Consider the following 16,225-nt stretch of genomic DNA (forward strand, 5'->3'; position numbering starts at 1 on the left):
CCATTCAGGAGCTGTCATGAGCACACCCACCGTAATCCTGGTCCACGGCGCGTTCGCCGAGTCCGCCAGCTGGAGCGGCGTCATCGACGCGTTGCGCACCGTCGACGCCACCGTGATCGCGGCCGCCAACCCACTGCGTGCTGTCGATTCCGACGCCGACATCGTCCGCGGCATTGTGGACTCCGTCGACGGTCCGGTCATCCTGGTCGGGCACTCCTACGGCGGCCAGGTCATCTCGCAAGTGCACGACCCCAAGGTCGCCGCCCTCGTCTACGTCGCCGCTTTCGCTCCCGAAGAAGGCGAGTCCATCGGCGAACTGTCCGGCAAGTTCCCCGGCAGCACGCTCGGCGAGACTCTGCACGAGGTAGTCCTGCCCGACGGCAGCACCGACCTCTACATCCAGCCCGCCAAGTTCCACCACCAGTTCGCCGCCGATATCTCGCCGGCACAGGCCGCGCTCGACGCAGCCACCCAGCGCCCGCTCAATGATCGCGCCCTGCACGGGAAATCCGGTGCGCCGAACTGGAAGTCGGTGCCGTCGTGGTTCGTCTTCCCCGACACCGACTACAACATTCCCGTCGCCGCGCACCGCTTCATGGCCGAACGGGCCGGCGCCCGCGCGGCGGTCGAGATCAGCGGTGCCTCGCACGCGCTGCCCGCATCCCAGCCCGCCGCCGTCGCCGAAGTCATCGGCTCCGCGATCGCAGCCGTCACCAGCTGACACAACCGTCTCGAGGAAATCCGCCATGCGTATCCCCACCATCGTCAAACTCACCGCCGTCGCGCTGGGCCTCACCGCCACCGTCGCCAGCGCGGGCTGTGCCACCGCCCAGCCAGGGCCCGCCCCCGTCAAGCCGACCATCGTCCTCGTGCACGGCGCCTTCGCCGAGTCCAGCAGCTGGAACGGTGTGATCGAAAACCTCACCCGGCAGGGCCTTTCCAGCATCGCCGCGGGCAATCCGCTACGCAGCGTCTCCGGTGACGCCGACACCGTCCGCAGCGTGGTCGCCTCGATCGAGGGACCGGTCCTGCTGGTTGGGCACTCCTACGGCGGGCAGGTCATCTCTCAGGTCCATGATCCGAAGGTCAAGGGACTGGTCTACGTAGCGGCCTTCGCGCCCGAAGAAGGCGAGACCATCGGCGAGCTCTCCGGCAAGTTCCCCGGCAGCACGCTCGGCGAAACCCTGAACAAGGTAGCGCTGCCCGACGGCAGCACCGACCTCTACATCCAGCCCGCCAAGTTCCACCACCAGTTCGCCGCCGACGTCCCCGCGGCCGAAGCCGCCATCGCCGCCACCACCCAGCGCCCGCTCAACGATCGCGCCCTCAACGGGAAATCCGGTGCGCCGAACTGGAAGTCGGTGCCGTCGTGGTTCGTCTTCCCCGACACCGACTACAACATTCCCGTCGCCGCGCACCGCTTCATGGCCGAACGGGCCGGCTCGCGCGCCACGGTGGAGATCAAGGGCGCTTCGCACGCGCTGACGGTCTCCCAGCCCGGTGCGGTAGCGAAAGTCGTCGTCGAGGCCGCCCTCGCCGTCAGCTGACGCGGGACCAACGCCGCGCCCGGAAGCGATGGCAAGCCGCCAGTGGCTAGCGGATTCCGTGCGATGAGCGCACCGATACGGTGAGGTGATCTGTCACCTCACCGTATCGGCGGCTTCAGCTCGGGACCTTGTCCCGCTCCTTGGTGGGTTTGTAGGTTTCCCAGAAAGTGGCTCCGGGGATAGCGAGCGTCTTCGGATCGAAGACCGGATCCAGCCCCGACTTCTGCTGGCGTTCGTAGTCCCGCAGTGCTTTGTAGGCCGGTTGCTGCAGCACGAGGATGCCGATGATGTTGAGCCATGCCATCAGTCCGACGCCGATATCGCCCAGTGCCCACGCGTCTTTCGCGGTGGAGACCGCGCCGACCGCGACCGAGATCAGGATCAGCGCCTGCAAGATCATGGTGGAGTTCGAGCCGATCGTGCCGCGCAGGAACGGAACCGGTGTGGGCGCGTGCTTGCCGAGCAGGAACCGCAGATTGGTTTCGGCCATGTAGTAGTAGGCGATGATGGTGGTCAGGCAGAAGAACGCCAGGGAGATCGCGACGAAGCTGGAGCCCGCCCCGCTCCACAGGGTGTCGAAACCGGCCTGGGCGTAGCCGGGGCCGACCGCGACGTCCGAGGGCAGTGCGCCGCCGTCGGCACGCACCGCGCCGGTGGCGGATTCACCGTCGAACACCCGGTAGGCGCCGGTGGACAGGATCAGGAAGCCGGTCGCGCTGCAGACGAACAGGGTGTCGATGTAGACCGCGAAAGCCTGGACCAGACCCTGCTTGGCCGGATGGGAAACCTCGGCCGCGGCAGCGGAATGCGGTCCGGTGCCCTGCCCGGCTTCATTGGAGTAGACGCCGCGCTTGACGCCCCACATGACCGCCGAGCCGATGATCGCACCGAAGGCCGAATCGACGCCGAAAGCACTCGCGAACACCATGTTCAGCACACCCGGAATGGCCGAGGCGTTGGCCACGACGATAACGAGCGACACGGCGATATACCCGATCGCCATGAACGGCACCACCACACCGGCGAAAGCCGCGATGCGCTTGACGCCGCCGATGATCACGAACGCCAGCACGATGATGATGCCGACGGCAACACCCCACTCCGGCAGACTCCACGCCGACTGCATGGCCGAGGCCATCGAGTTGGACTGCACACTGGGCATCAGCACACCACAGGCGAGGATGGTGACGGCGGCGAAAATGATGCCGTAGACCTTGAACGCCGAGGCCGCGCGAGTGTGGGCCATAGCCCGGCTGAAGTAATACGCCGGTCCGCCGCGGTACTCACCGGTTTGGGGATCCTTGGTCTTGTAGATCTGACCGAGGGTGCACTCGACGAACGAGGTGGAAGCACCCAGGAACGCCATCACCCACATCCAGAACAGCGCACCCGGACCGCCGAAGGCGATCGCCGTGGCGACACCGGCGATATTGCCCGTGCCGATGCGGCCGGACAGCGACATCGCCAGTGCCTGGAACGAGGACACCCCCGAGGCGGACTTCTCGCCGTTGAGCATCAACCGGATCATCTCCGGCACCTGCCGAATCTGGACGAACCTGGTCCTGATGGAGAAATACACTCCGGCGGCCAGACACAGATAGATCAGGCCCTTACTCCAGATATAGCTGTTGGCCGTATCGAGAAACGCGCTCACTCAAACTCCGATCAAGGGGTCACCTTCGCCGGAGATCCTGCCACGGGCTTTGTTACCGCCTGTTACCGACTGCTCTCGCGGATGTAATACCTTCGGCTCTCGCGGGCACACAGCGGCAAAATTTCGATGGCTGCCGGGCCGGGCTGATGGTTGATCGGCGTCACCGGCTCGTCAGTCCTCGGTCATCTTGGGTAGCACGCGTTCGAGGGCCGCGACCGAACCGTCGATCGCGAGTCCCATGGTCTTCGCCGTCCGCAGCGTCATCGCCCCGGTGAAGAGTGCGACGAAAACCTGCGGCGGCGCGGTGACCGTAGCGTCGGGTCGGCGTTCAGTGGCGCAGGGGCGCACGTCGATCCGGCCCCGATCGGCGATGATGTCGCACCCGTCGGTCAGGTCGCCGAGACGAACGATGCTCACCGGCTGGTCGGGTGTGGCGTCGGTGCACAGGTGACGCAGCGGCAGTGCGAACCAGTGCACCCGGAACGCGTCGTCCGCTGGCGGAACGACCATCAGCGGGGCGCCCCAGCGCGTCAGCTCGCGGACCACGCCGCCGAGGTCGCGGCCGCGGCGGGTGAGACTGATCAGCGTGGCAGCGACCGGCGGCGGTTCATCGTGGCGTGCGATCAGCCCGGTGCTCTCCATGTCGCGGAGGCGGTCGGCCAGCAGGTTGCTGGCGATCCCAGGCAGCCCGCGGCGCAGGTCGGAGAAGCGGCAGGGGCCTTGGGTGAGCAGCTCGCGGACGATCAGCAGGATCCAGCGGTCGCCCACAAGATCGAGGGCGCGTGCCATCGAGCAGTACTGGTTGTACGAGCGCATATCGGCAGCCTAGCATTGTGGTTGAAAATCTCTATTAGGTGGTTTAATTTCTCAACTACGTTACTAGCAAGGGAGATCGCTATGACCGTCGTCGACGACCGCGCACCCGCTGTGCTCAGGGAGTACTACCGGATCCTCACCGGCGGGATCGAGAACTACGCGGATGGCGGGGAACTGGCCCCGCTACTCGCCGAAGACCTGCATTTCGAGGGCCCGATCGCCGGGCAGGTGATCGGGGCGGCGGCGTTTCTGCGGGGAGTGCGGGGGTTCATCGCCAATGTCCAGAAGATCGACATGATTCAGGAGGTCCACGGCCCAGAGGGCACCGCCGTGCTCTACGACGCCCAACTGCCCAAGGGCACCTCTCGGCTCACCGAGTTCTTCACCTTCGCCGAGGGCAAGATCCAGCGGCTGTGCATCTTGTACGACCCTGCCGACTACCTCGCCAAGGGCGGTGCCTGAGGGCCGGGATGTCGCTCTGCGAACAAGACCGCCGCCGCTCGACATTGTGAAATGCCTCGAGCGGCGGCGGTCCTGGCCGTTCCGGTGTCATTCAGGGGCGGCACAGTGCGCGCTCGACCCCGCGCAAGGCGACCGCCATCGGGTGCGGTGACTGGCTGTAGGGGTCGATAATCCATTTGACCAGGGCCAGCGGGGGTCCGAAGACCTGGCACAGGGGTGGTACGGGGGTGATGGGTCCGGCGTTCGCGACGGCGTTGGATCCCGCGATCAGCGAACCCGTGACGGCCAGAACTACCAGCATTCTTCGCACGAGTATTCGTCCTTCTGTATCCGTCGAACATTCGAGTACTGTGCTGGTTTCGGCACTTCCAGGGACTTCGTTACGCAGGGCTGCGAAGGCGATATCGGTTGCGCCCGTGCCGGTTCGGGGCTGTCGCGCCCCGGCGGTCGGCGAGACGCCGCATACCGATGCCGTCTCCCTCACCGAACGTCCGTTGTTGTGGCGTCGCTGGTTACTTTCGGGTGGGGCGTGCCGCTACCGGTCCGTGTATCCGGCGTGGCGGCAACAGGTTTGATCACCCACCACGCGATCGCGGTCCACATCGATGCCAGCACGACAGCCCCGAAGAGGTCGGTGGGGTGGTGCGCCCCGGCATAGAGGCGCTGGACCCCGACCATTACCGGAATCAGGAGCGCGGCGGCCGCGACCAACCGGTACTGCCAACGTCGGGTGCCGGCCCATACCAGCGCGGCCGTGCCCGCGTACAGCGTCAGCGAGGCGGCGACATGCCCGGAAGGGAAACTGGCGGTGGGCGGCAGATCGGGGTTCAAGTGCGCCACCCGGGGGCGGTCGCGATCGACGATCGCGGCGGTGGTGAGAAACAGGGTGATCTCGCCGAACAGCGCGACGGCGAGGAACAACACCGGTCGCCAACTGCGGAAAACAGCCAGCGCCAGGGCGGCGACGACGAGCGCGCCCACGATGATCGCGACGGTGTCGCCGAGCTCCCCGAACACGACGAGGACGGAGGTCAGGGTGGAAGTGCGGTGATCCGCCAGCATCGCCACCACCTGGTGGTCCCATCGCAGCACGGAGGTATTGGCTTCCAGCGCGCGAATCGACAGGCCGATTCCCAGGATCAGTCCGACGAGCAGCACCCACGCGACCGCGATCTCCCCGACTCCGCGCCAGGGATGCTCCGAAGCGCGCGGATGACGAAGCGGAACCGGTCGCAAATCGTCTTCGGATTCGGGCGGCACGTCGCCGGGCAGCGGGCCGGCATCGATGCCGGTGTCTCGCCGCCATCGGTGAAACGCGACGGCCGTCAGGATCAGCCAGAGCGAACCGAGTAGCCAGCCCGCGAGCACGTCGGTGAGGTAATGCACGCCCAAGGCCACCCGGCTGAACCCGATGGCCGTCACGAGCAGCGTCGTCGACGCGATGAGCACTCGCCGCACGCCCGGCCGCTGGATGGGTATGAACACCAGCGCGACAACTCCGAAACACACCAGCGAACTCATCGCGTGGCCGCTGGGGAAGCTCCACCCGCCGACACTGTGCACCGGGGTCTCCACCACCGGGCGCAACCGTCCGACGAGTGCTTTGACCACCGCGTTGAGGATCAAACCGCCTGCGCCGGTAAGCAATACGTAGACCGCGAGTCGCGGCAGACCGCGCAGGAACAGCCAGAGCGCACCGACGGCGAGCACCGAGACCAGCACCGCGGTCGCCCCGACATTGGTGACCCCGAGCAGGACCTGGCGCAGCATTCGATGCTGCGCCACCACACCGACCAGGCTGTCGGACACGGCTTGATCCGCGGCCTGCAACGGTTCCCATCGCGTCCGGACCAACGCGGTGAGCAAACCGAACCCCAGACCGATGGCCACCGTGCCCAGCAACGCCGCGGCGCTGCGCACAACGAAGCGTTCGGTAGCCGTGTCGGAACCGATCGGACCGGGGTCGTCCGTGCTGGTCGCGACCTCACCGGTGTGCCGGTCGACAGACAATGCGAAACCTCCCGCGCTCATGCCACACCCGCGGGGGTGGCGAAAGACCGACCGTCAAGTCCTGTTCGTTGTCCCCGAGTTCCCCGAACGAGCGATCGCAATCACCGGCCCCGCCACCGTGGTCCGTACTGACACGGGTTCATTGCAGACGTTCAATTCCGCGCTCACCCACAGGCTCTCCGCTCCGAATCGGGTAGCGCGACCTTCGCTGCGCACTGAAAGATATTGGCACGCCCCAGTTCTCGAGGTTGTGAAATCAAGCCGCAGACGAGAATCGCCGATCAGCGCGTCTTGGCGAAGCCCTTTACGGTCGTGATTTCCACGCGGGGAGACCATGCCGGGAACGCCGTCGTGCGACTTCGGGTGCCGCATCGGGCAGGCAAATTTCACCACACCTATCGCGCTCAGATCCGCAGGCAGCGGGTGCCCACGTCGAAGCGGCGTTCGGCGGGGATTCCGGGGCTAGCGATGTAGCTACCGATCAGCTAATTCCATGGTTACAATGGTCGCGAGCGTGTCGTTTCAGAGGACTTATGGAACCGGGCCATCGCGCCCCCGCATAGGAAACTCGGGACAATGACCTTTATCGCCCACCTCGATTTCGACAGGTTTTTCGGCCCACCACTGGTGTGCCCGGCGTGCGGTTCAGCCGCCATCGGCTTCACCCACGGCCACAGCGATACCCCCTTCCATTGCCGGACCTGCGAGACGAGCTGGCAATGGTCGGGCGCGGCGTCCGCCCTGGAGGTGGACGATCCCGATACGGTCCGGCCCGATGCTTCCGACGCGGTTCGCGTCGCAGGTGCGGGGCATTGAGCTGATCGGCACCTCCGGGCTGTCACAAGCCGGAATGAACGCGTGCCGGAGCCGAGGGTCGCTGCCGTCGTTCATGCCACCGCTGAAAGGCGGCCACGGCTAAAGCCGTGATACCCACCGGCAAGAAATACGCTGCAGCCCCGAACATGGAATCAGTTGTCGGCACGGCCGAGATCGAACCGACTATCAACACCGCCGCGACAAGCCACGAGCTACCGCGCAGAGCAGTCACGGCGGGAAGGGCGCAGAGCACCACGGGAATCGCCAACAGCAGGGCGAGCGCCGCACCGTAGCGCGTAAAAATGGTTTGCCCACAGGCGGAATCCATCTGCACTACGTCGCAGGAGGAGATCTGGTAGACAGGCTCGGCCGCGATCAGCACACTCCACAGCGAAGTCGCTGCAGCCAGCAGGAGCCACGTCACCCGCGGCGCTTTCATGACAATGCCGCCGCTCTGATAGCGGCGGCCACGCCGTCGAGGATGAGCTCCAGTCCGAAGTGAAAGTCCTCTCCGGCGGGGTCGTCGGTGGGAGGCAGGAACTCGAAGAGCCCCGAGGCGAACAGCGCCGCGGCGTCGGGAAAACGGTTGGGGTCCACCAATGCTGACAGTTGGCGACCGTAGGTTTGCTCGTGCTCCAGTTGGGCTGTGCCGTCGGACAGCCATCCTTGGGCGAGTTGCTGGGTCAGCAGGTCCGCGTTGCGCACGTATCCGCTGACGACGGTGAGGATGCCCAGTTGGGCGGCGGGATCGAGGCCGGTGTCGCGGAGGGCGCGCAGGCCGGCGTCGAGCCAGCCGACGAGGTGCGGGCCGCGTGGGGGACCGGAGGTCGGCAGTTGGGCGAGCCAGGGACGGCGGCGATGGACGGCCCATTGCGCGAGCGCCCACCGGCGCAGCATGTCGCGCCAATCATCATGGGGTGGCGCGTATTCCGGCGGGGATCCGAAGGCGAGATCACCCATCAGAGCCAGAAGTTCCTCTTTGGACCCGACGTGGCGGTAGAGCGACATCGGGGTTACGCCGAGTTCGGCCGCGAGCTTGGGCAGGGTGGCGCCCGGCAATCCGTCGCGGTCGGCCAGTTCGACGGCGGTGCGTACCACCCGGTCGACGTCGAGCGCGGGGGGCCGCCCGAGCCGGGATCCCTTGTGTACGCGCCAGAGTCGGGCCAGATCGGCGGGGAGGTCGGCGCTCAAGGAACTCACTCTCCAGTCTGATGCGTGCCTTTCCGAACCAGGGTATAACACTCAAAGTATAAGACATATACTAACCACGGCGACCGCGGTCGTCGGGAGCGGAACCGCCATGATTCGCAAGGTCACCGGCACAGCGGGGTTGATCGCCGCAGTGCTCACGCTCGTTGAGCTGCCCCTGTACTTCGTCTATGCCGGCCCGCCGCCGGACTGGAACGTTTTCACCCGCAGCGTGTTCGGCCTCACCGGATTGACGTTCTTCGTCGTGTTCATGTCGGGCCTCCGCTATCTGGTGAAAGCTCAGGCGCCGCACTATGAATGGGTCGGCGGCCTCGCGACCGTGGCAGGCCTGATGTGGATCACGGTTTCGTTCGTCTCCACCGGCCTCGAGGTGGGGGCGGTGATCGAAGCCGCCGAACCGATCGATCCGACGATCACCGTGACGGGCACCTACATCCTGTACGGCTCGATCTCGAAGCTGCTGATGGCACTGTTCCTGTGCGCCTTCGGTTTCGGCATGTCGAAGGCGCGCCTGTTGCCGAGCTGGACGGTGTGGTCGGCCTATTTCCTCGCCGTGGCTCAGCTGCTGTTCGTCCCGTCGCTGTATTTTGGGAACAATCCCGCGAACTTCTACGCCGCCAACGGCTGGGGCACCACCGCCACCATGGGCGGCCTGATGGTGGTGTGGCTCTTGGCCATCAGCGTCAGCATGCTGCGTGCGAGTGATCCCGACCGATCCATGGCCGCGGCCGCACACCCGGCCGCGCCGTAGCCGACGGTGACGGCAACGTCGGAGTCGTTGCGCCGACTTGTCCGGCGGACGCGTATTGCTATCTGTCTCAGACATATCCGAGAGTCGACCAAGGGGTCGGCGACGAAAAAATAGCCCCTTTGTCGGTGCGTCCCAGTCGTAGTGCCGACGTGTTATGGCGGGTAACAATCTTTCCGCATTCGCTGCACAGATTCCCTGGTCGATTGATACATTTCGCCAATCACCACTGTAGCTTTGAGGACGAGCACCATATGTTCGACTGGGATATCTTGCGCAGCACCTCTAGCGTTCGTGTACTGATACGGCTCGCCGAAGAACGCGGCATGACGGCGGCGGAATGCTTGGAGGGCACTTCCCTCGCCGTCCGGGCCGTCATTGACTCAGACGCCGCGATCACCGCCCGCCAGGAAATCCGGGTGGTCCGGAATCTGCTAGCCCGGTTCGGCGACGAACCCGGCCTGGGGGTGGAAGCCGGTGGGCGCTACGAGGTTTCGCTGTACGGGCCATGGGGGCTGGCCCTGCTGTCGAGCCGGACGCTGCGCGAAGTGATCGACGTGGCGCTGCGGCATCTGGATCTGGTCTCCGCGTTCGGCCGGCTCACCTTTCTGGAGCGGGACGGCGAAGGACGATTTCTGTTGGACGGCACCGGGATTCCCGAGGATGTAGGCGCTTTTCTCGCGGAACGGGCGCTGGCCGGGATCCAGACCATCGGCAAGGAACTGTTCTCCGTCGCCGTGCCGATTCACCGGGTGGCCTTCCGGCACGCCGCCCCGACCGACACCGCGCGCCATCGCGCGGTGTTCGGTGTCGAGCCTTCTTTCGACGCCCCTGCCAACGTAGTCGCTTTCGACGCCGCCCAACTCGACGCGCCGCTGCCGCAACCCAATGCCCGGGCGCGCGAGACCTGCGAGCGGCTGTGCCGCGATCTGCTGGCGCGCCGGCGGGCTCGCACCGGGGTGGCCGGCTCGGTTCGGGACATGTTGGTCCGCAATCCGGGGGAGATTCCCGATCAGGCCACGGTCGCGGCGGGGTTGTTCCTGAGCGCACGTACCCTGTCGCGTCGGCTGAGCGAGGAGGGCACCTCGTTCCGTGCGTTGCTCGACGAGGTGCGCCAGATGCTCTCCGAGGAACTGCTCGTGCACACCGATATGACCACCGAACAGGTCGCCGCGCGGCTCGGATACGCGGAAGCGGCCTCGTTCATCCGGGCCTTCCGGCGTTGGCAGGGCTGTCCGCCACAGGAATTCCGCGCCCGTTCGGCACCACCGAAGGCACGCCGGATCCCCGAGTTGGTCTGATCAATCCACCGTGGTGAAAGTAGTGGCGGCGGAACGATTCCGGGCCGGGGCGATGAATGCGGTCGCGGCCAGCGCCAAGACCAGCAGTCCCGCGCAGACGTAGCAGGCCACCTCCAGCCCGACGGTCATGGCCGCACGGGCGGAGTCGGCCGTCGCTTGGGTTCGTGGATCGGCGGCCAGCGCGGGAATGACCGAACCAGCACTGTCGGTGACGGTTTCGCTGATCTGCCGGGCATCCGGGTGGGGGAGTCCGGACTCTTCGAGGCGATCGCGCAAACTGGTGGTGAGTGTGGTGAAGTAGAGCGTCGTGAGTAGCGCGATCCCCAGCGCCGAGCCCAATTCCCTGGCCGCGCTTTGGATTCCCGAAGCCTGGCCCGCGCTTTCCCCGGGTATGTCGGCGAGGACGACATTGGTCACCTGGGCGGTGGCGAACCCCACGCCGATGCCGTAAACGAACAGCGCGACGGCGATCCACCACCACGCGCTGTCGGTGGCGGCGATAACGCCGAGCAGGACCAGCCCCGCCGCTTCCAGTGTCAACCCGATCCGGATCTGTCCTAGCGCGGACACCGCCATCGAAAAGCTCGCGCCACTGGCGAAGAAGCTGCCCACCGCCAGCGCGCACAATGCCAGACCGGCCTGCAGCGCACTGTATTCCAGCACGAACTGCAGCCACAGCGGCAACACGGCGATGATGCCGAATTCGCCGAGACCCACCACCAGCGTGACAACATTGCCGTTGCGGAATGAGGGGATGGCGAACAAGCGGACGTCCATGAGCGGTTCCGCGCCGGCCCGGCCGAGTGCGGCCTGCCGCCGCCAGAACGCGGCCAGCACCATCGCGGACATGAGGAGCAGGACGAAAACCGGGGACGGTCCGGAGCGCCAGGTGAATCCGCCGATGGTCAGCGGCTCGGTGGTCAGGAACCAGCCATGGGTCCGTCCTTCGATCAACGCATAGGCGAGCATGCCGAGCCCGACTGCGGACAATCCGGCGCCCACGACGTCGACCCGGCCCGGAATGCGTGGCGAGTCAGGGAGAAAGGCCAGGACTCCGGCCAGAATGAGTGTCACCAGCGGCAGATTGACACCGAACGCCCACCGCCACGAGATATCGGCGAGCCATCCGCCGAGCAGTGGGCCGACGGCCGCCGCCGCACCGATGGTCGAGCCCCACAGCGCGAACGCCCGACCGCGTGCCTTGCCGCTGAAAGTCGCGTTCACCAGCGCCAGGGAAGTCGGCAGGATCAGCGCCCCGCCGGCGCCCTGTGCGAACCGCGCCGCGATGAGTAACTCCCCGTTCGGTGCGATCGCGGCCAGCAAGCTGGTCGCGCCGAAGACGAACAGTCCGATCAAAAAGAGCCGGCGCGCGCCGTAGAGGTCGGACAGACGACCTGTCAGCAACAACAGCGCCGCGAAGACGATCGCATAGGACTCCTGAACCCATTGCGCCTGAACGGAATCGATCGACAGGTCGGTGATGATCGGCGCCAGGATGACGTTGACGATCGTGATGTCCACGACGATCAGCGCCACTCCCAATGAGACCGCGACGATACCCAGCCACTGCCTGGCGGGAGGACTTGCTTCCACGTTACTCAAAGTATCTCCATCATAAAGTATCTTTGCGATGAAGATATATCGGCTGGGGCGGTAGGTTGTCAATCAGCACCGCGTACCGCGAGACCGCAGGGAGGCCCTTGGATGGCGCAGTCGAAGTCGTCGAATGCCGTTGCCGCGCAACGAGAACGCCTTGGTGAGCAACTGCGTGCCTACGGCTCGAGCTTTACCGAACTGGGCCGCCGCTTCGCTGTCTCGCTCGGCGTCCATTCCACCGACGCCTTCGCCCTGCTGGAGATCTGCGCCGCGGAGGAGTATGCGGAACCGCTGTCTCCGGCGCTGCTGAGCAAGCGCATATCGCTGTCCTCGGGTGCGATGACAGCGCTGTTGAACCGCCTCGAACGGGCCGGATATATCACCCGCACGCGTGAACACAGCGATCGTCGCGTGGTCACGCTGCGTAGTAGCGGCGGTGTCAAGCAGCTCGCAGACGAATTCTTCGGATCGCTCAATGCCCAGCAGGACGCAGTGCTGGCGCGCTATGCGCCGGAGGTGCTCGATCAGGTCGAAACGCTCCTGGCGGAACTCCGGGCGACCTTGGACGCCGGACTCGCCGAAGGTGGCCGATAGGTCAACTGACACCGCGCGGCCGAGGCGCCGATTTGGCAGCCATAGACATCCCATAGTGTAGATATGCGCATCTAAATATGTGTGCGAAAAGGAGAAAACGAAAAGCTAACTACGCCGCCGAGGAGAGAGAAGCCTCCGCGCCGACGACGCCGACGGCCCGGAACCGGGGGGATCCGAGACGACCGCGAACCAGTGAACGCCGGAACTCACGCGCTGGTCTCGACGTCGGCAGGCGGGGAGTCGAACGCCCGTCGTGCCGGGAGCGATTCGAACCGATAGTCCGTCAAGCTGAAGTTGCGGCTGTCCCACCAGGCACTGACCGCTGAGGACGGCCGTAGCAGGGGTGTGTCGCCGTGCTTGTCGAAGTAGTAGCTGTTGGAGCCCGCGCAGCTGTTGTAGAAGACGGTGTCGGGGGTGCGGCTCAGTGCCCAGCGGAAGTACCGGTCGTGTGCCTCTTGGCTGACCGCGACGCAGGTCGCCTTCTTGCGTCGCGCCGCCTCGATGCAGCGCAGCGCGTGCCGAGTCTGGTTCTCGATCAGCTGGAAGTAGGACGCGCCGGTGAACCCGTAGGGACCGGAGATGGCGAACGCGTTCGGCATGAGCGGCATCGCGATTCCCTGATAGGCCTGATACCGATTTCGGTCCCACCACTCGCCGATTTCCACGCCACCGCGGCCGTAGACGGGAAACGGTGGGGTGTTTCCGCGCTCGAACACCTTGAATCCGGTTGCCAGAATCAGGGTATCGATCGCGCGATGTGTACCCTCCGCGGTGACTATGCCATCCGCGGTGATGCGCTGAATACTGTCGGTGACCAGCTCGACATTCTCGCGCGTGAACGTCGCGTAGTAATCATTGGAGAACGACGGGCGTTTGCATCCGAAGCCGTACTTCGGGGTCAATTTCTCGCGCAGCTCCGGATCCGCGACCTGTTTGCGCAGATGCGCGAGACACGCCGACTCGATCTGATCGACCAGCAGCGGCACCTGCTTGTGGTGCACGATGCCCAGCGTCATCACCGCTTCGGTGAGCGTCGAGACCACCATGCGCGCGCTCGACTGAGCGAAGGGCACCCAGCGGAACACCGTTTTCATCAGATCGGGGATCAGTACGTCCGGTTTGGGACCGCACCAGATCGGGGTCCGCTGGTAAACGTCGAGCCGGGCAACCTGTTTCGCGATCGCGGGCACCACCTGCACGGCGGTCGCGCCGGTGCCGATCACCGCGACGCGTTTGCCGTCGAGGTCGTAGTCGTGATCCCAGCGGGCGGTGTGCATCGTCTTGCCCGCGAAGTCGGTGACGCCGGGGATCTCGGGCAGTTTCGGCTGGGTCAGTGCGCCCACCCCGAGGATCAGGTACCGGGTGGTGAGGGTGCTGCCGCTGTCCAGCGTGACTCGCCACAGATGCCGGCTCTCGTCGAATTCGGTGGCGGTCACCTTGGTGTGCAGGCGGATTCGCGATCGCAGCCGGTACTTGTCGACGCAGTGGTCTGCGTAGGCCTTCAACTCCTCGCCGGGCGCGTAGGCGCGCGACCAGTTCGGATTCTGTTCGAAGGAGAAGGAGTACATGAACGACGAGACATCCACCGCCACACCGGGATAGGTGTTGTCGCGCCAGGTTCCGCCGATATCGCCGGCCTGCTCCAGGATGACGAAGTTCGCGATCCCCGCCTTACGGAGCCGGATCCCCATACCGATGCCGCCGAAGCCGGCACCGACCACCAGCACCTCGTAGTCGGGACGTCGGCCGGGTATCTGGGTCTGCATACCGTCACCACTTCACTGAGGTCCCGCTGCTTGCTGCCGGGAGATCTCTCTCCAGCATTCCTGACCGAATCCATTGACGTAAGGGGGCGCGGCGTCCCGATTTCGAACGCCACTGCGGAATCATGTGCGCTAGTGAATCCGCGCGGAAGGAAGCTGATGCCCCCTGTGCAAATCGCCGTCTGCGGTCCGCGGGACTGCACCCCGGCTGATGCCGCCCACGCTCGTACGGTGGGCCGCCTGCTGGCTGAAGCCGGGGCCACCGTGCTGTGCGGCGGTGGCGCGGGCGTTATGGCAGCTGTCGCCGAAGGTGCCTGCACGGCAGGGGGTTTGGTTATCGGCGTGCGGCCCGACAGCGACCGCTCGGCATCCTGTCCCGGCCTGTCCGCGGTGCTGTACACGAATATGGGCGAAGCCCGCAATGCCATCCTGGTCTGGTCGGCGGACGCCGTCATCGTGATCGGCGGGTCCTGGGGGACACTGTCCGAACTGGCCCTTGCCCGCCGTCGCGGCGACGTCCCGGTTGTCTCGCTCGGCGGCTGGCGCGTCAGCGACGCCGACGGCAATCCCATCGATGCCGCCCACCTCGCCGACTCGGCCGAATCAGCCGTTGCGGCCGCCCTGTCCCCTGGCCGGCCGGGCCGCAGCTAGAACGCGGTCGTTGCAACGGGGCGGGGTCAGGTATCCCGATCCAGGAGCGCGAGCAGGTCGTATTCGAGTTCGGCGATGCGGCGGCCGGTGGCGGCGGTTTCCAGCGTGCGGTCCGCACCCGACCGGAAAGCCGCGGTGCGGCTGAGGAATACGCCCGCGGTGACGAGGGTGCCGAGCACCTCGCTGAAGTGCAGGAGGCGGTGATCGACGCGGGTGCCGCCCGCGGCCTGATAGGCGGCGAGGAAGTCGGCGCGTGCGCCGATGCCGGTGAACTCACGGTCGTCGGCGCCGAAACGCCAGCAGCGCATGCAGGCGAAGCCGAGATCGGTGACGGGGTCGCCGATGTGAGCCGATTGCCAATCGAGCAGCGCGCGTAGTCCGTCGGGGCCGACCACGTAGTTGCCGATGCGAAAGTCGCCGTGTACCAGGCGCATCGGGCGCGGGCCGATCGTCGGCAGGCGGTCGCGGCACCAGCGCAGGCCCGCCTCCAGTGCCGGTCGCGGCGGACCGCCGCGGTCGAGCAGGTCGCGGATGAGGTCGAGCTGTCCGGCGAGCGGGCGCTGGGGAACGAAGGGCAGGTCGGCGGCGGTGCAGGAGTGGACGCGGGCCAGCGCCGTGCCGAGCTGTCGGACCAGTCGCGGGCGCACGTCGTCGAGGGCGCCGCTGCGGACGAGCACCCAGGGGCGGGCTTCGCCGTCGACGCGTGCCATGACGATGCAGTCGTCGAGTACGTCACCGGGCGGGGGAGCGGCGACCGGCCGGGGCACGGGGACATTCGCGGCAGACAGGTGGCCCAGCAGCGCGAATTCGCCGGCGCGGTCGAGCGTGTCCTTGCGGCCGACCAGCAGATCGGGGTTCCGGGTGCGGCCGTCGCCGAGGTCACGGCGCAAGATCAATGGATGCCGGACGCCGCCGGAGTCGAGGATGTCGAAGGACCATGTCTCCCGACCCGCACCGCCCATGAGCCGATGCAGGTCGAGGACGGTGAGCGGCCCCGGAAGTTCTCGGCCCAGGAGCTCGGTCACGTCGCGCGCGAGCAGCGTTGTCTCGGTGAACAT

At 66.2% G+C, this 16,225-nt stretch carries 17 protein-coding genes; 8 read left to right on the plus strand and 9 right to left on the minus strand.

Annotated features, from left to right (window positions below):
• The first annotated feature begins 16 nt into the window (after window positions 1–16).
• Both BJ987_RS22575 and BJ987_RS22580 read left to right on the plus strand, forming a co-directional pair.
• Window positions 17–721, plus strand: coding sequence for an alpha/beta fold hydrolase (locus BJ987_RS22575; protein WP_209893573.1), 705 nt, complete (start codon window positions 17–19; stop codon window positions 719–721).
• Between the two features lie 25 nt (window positions 722–746).
• Window positions 747–1,547: an alpha/beta fold hydrolase gene (locus tag BJ987_RS22580; RefSeq protein WP_209893575.1), complete on the plus strand. Its 801-nt coding sequence runs from the start codon at window positions 747–749 to the stop codon at window positions 1,545–1,547.
• Window positions 1,548–1,662: 115 nt separating this feature from the next.
• Here the strand turns inward: BJ987_RS22580 and BJ987_RS22585 are convergent, their stop codons facing one another.
• The gene (locus BJ987_RS22585) at window positions 1,663–3,201 is read right to left on the minus strand and encodes an alanine/glycine:cation symporter family protein (protein ID WP_209893578.1); all 1,539 of its coding nucleotides are present in this window, start codon (window positions 3,199–3,201) and stop codon (window positions 1,663–1,665) included.
• 171 nt (window positions 3,202–3,372) lie between these two features.
• On the minus strand, window positions 3,373–4,017 hold the full coding sequence (locus tag BJ987_RS22590) for a winged helix-turn-helix transcriptional regulator (RefSeq protein ID WP_209893581.1): 645 nt from the start codon (window positions 4,015–4,017) through the stop codon (window positions 3,373–3,375).
• Window positions 4,018–4,098: 81 nt separating this feature from the next.
• On the opposite strand from BJ987_RS22590, the gene BJ987_RS22595 reads away from it, so the two are divergent.
• Window positions 4,099–4,479: a nuclear transport factor 2 family protein gene (locus BJ987_RS22595; protein ID WP_209893584.1), complete on the plus strand. Its 381-nt coding sequence runs from the start codon at window positions 4,099–4,101 to the stop codon at window positions 4,477–4,479.
• A gap of 91 nt (window positions 4,480–4,570) precedes the next feature.
• On the opposite strand, the gene BJ987_RS22600 is transcribed toward BJ987_RS22595, so the two are convergent.
• A complete protein-coding gene (locus BJ987_RS22600; RefSeq protein ID WP_209893587.1) occupies window positions 4,571–4,789 on the minus strand; it encodes a hypothetical protein in 219 nt (72 codons plus the stop codon).
• 170 nt (window positions 4,790–4,959) lie between these two features.
• Window positions 4,960–6,489 carry a phosphatase PAP2 family protein gene (locus BJ987_RS22605; protein ID WP_209893590.1) on the minus strand — a complete coding sequence of 510 codons (1,530 nt, stop codon included), beginning with the start codon at window positions 6,487–6,489 and terminating at the stop codon, window positions 4,960–4,962.
• 576 nt (window positions 6,490–7,065) lie between these two features.
• On the opposite strand from BJ987_RS22605, the gene BJ987_RS22610 reads away from it, so the two are divergent.
• Window positions 7,066–7,305 carry a hypothetical protein gene (locus BJ987_RS22610; protein WP_209893593.1) on the plus strand — a complete coding sequence of 80 codons (240 nt, stop codon included), beginning with the start codon at window positions 7,066–7,068 and terminating at the stop codon, window positions 7,303–7,305.
• Window positions 7,306–7,327: 22 nt separating this feature from the next.
• On the opposite strand, the gene BJ987_RS22615 is transcribed toward BJ987_RS22610, so the two are convergent.
• On the minus strand, window positions 7,328–7,729 hold the full coding sequence (locus BJ987_RS22615) for a hypothetical protein (RefSeq protein WP_209893595.1): 402 nt from the start codon (window positions 7,727–7,729) through the stop codon (window positions 7,328–7,330).
• A gap of 11 nt (window positions 7,730–7,740) precedes the next feature.
• Complete coding sequence (locus BJ987_RS22620) at window positions 7,741–8,496, minus strand: TetR/AcrR family transcriptional regulator (protein WP_209893598.1); 756 nt, start codon at window positions 8,494–8,496, stop codon at window positions 7,741–7,743.
• 109 nt (window positions 8,497–8,605) lie between these two features.
• On the opposite strand from BJ987_RS22620, the gene BJ987_RS22625 reads away from it, so the two are divergent.
• Both BJ987_RS22625 and BJ987_RS22630 read left to right on the plus strand, forming a co-directional pair.
• Window positions 8,606–9,265, plus strand: coding sequence for a hypothetical protein (locus BJ987_RS22625; RefSeq protein ID WP_209893601.1), 660 nt, complete (start codon window positions 8,606–8,608; stop codon window positions 9,263–9,265).
• 251 nt (window positions 9,266–9,516) lie between these two features.
• Window positions 9,517–10,563, plus strand: a complete 1,047-nt coding sequence (locus tag BJ987_RS22630) for an AraC family transcriptional regulator (protein WP_209893606.1) — start codon at window positions 9,517–9,519, stop codon at window positions 10,561–10,563.
• Here BJ987_RS22630 and BJ987_RS22635 read toward each other — a convergent pair whose 3' ends face one another.
• The gene (locus BJ987_RS22635; RefSeq protein WP_307869718.1) at window positions 10,564–12,156 is read right to left on the minus strand and encodes a DHA2 family efflux MFS transporter permease subunit; all 1,593 of its coding nucleotides are present in this window, start codon (window positions 12,154–12,156) and stop codon (window positions 10,564–10,566) included.
• Window positions 12,157–12,267: 111 nt separating this feature from the next.
• On the opposite strand from BJ987_RS22635, the gene BJ987_RS22640 reads away from it, so the two are divergent.
• On the plus strand, window positions 12,268–12,753 hold the full coding sequence (locus BJ987_RS22640) for a MarR family winged helix-turn-helix transcriptional regulator (RefSeq protein WP_209893609.1): 486 nt from the start codon (window positions 12,268–12,270) through the stop codon (window positions 12,751–12,753).
• Between the two features lie 206 nt (window positions 12,754–12,959).
• Here the strand turns inward: BJ987_RS22640 and BJ987_RS22645 are convergent, their stop codons facing one another.
• Window positions 12,960–14,519: a flavin-containing monooxygenase gene (locus tag BJ987_RS22645; RefSeq protein WP_209893611.1), complete on the minus strand. Its 1,560-nt coding sequence runs from the start codon at window positions 14,517–14,519 to the stop codon at window positions 12,960–12,962.
• A 156-nt stretch (window positions 14,520–14,675) separates the two neighbouring features.
• Between BJ987_RS22645 and BJ987_RS22650 the strand changes: the two genes are divergently transcribed.
• Window positions 14,676–15,167 carry an SLOG cluster 4 domain-containing protein gene (locus BJ987_RS22650; RefSeq protein ID WP_209893614.1) on the plus strand — a complete coding sequence of 164 codons (492 nt, stop codon included), beginning with the start codon at window positions 14,676–14,678 and terminating at the stop codon, window positions 15,165–15,167.
• A gap of 26 nt (window positions 15,168–15,193) precedes the next feature.
• Here BJ987_RS22650 and BJ987_RS22655 read toward each other — a convergent pair whose 3' ends face one another.
• Window positions 15,194–16,225 (minus strand): phosphotransferase family protein, encoded by a 1,032-nt coding sequence (locus BJ987_RS22655; RefSeq protein ID WP_209893617.1) that lies wholly within the window; start codon window positions 16,223–16,225, stop codon window positions 15,194–15,196.

It is taken from the genome of Nocardia goodfellowii, assembly GCF_017875645.1.
Lineage (GTDB): Bacteria > Actinomycetota > Actinomycetes > Mycobacteriales > Mycobacteriaceae > Nocardia > Nocardia goodfellowii.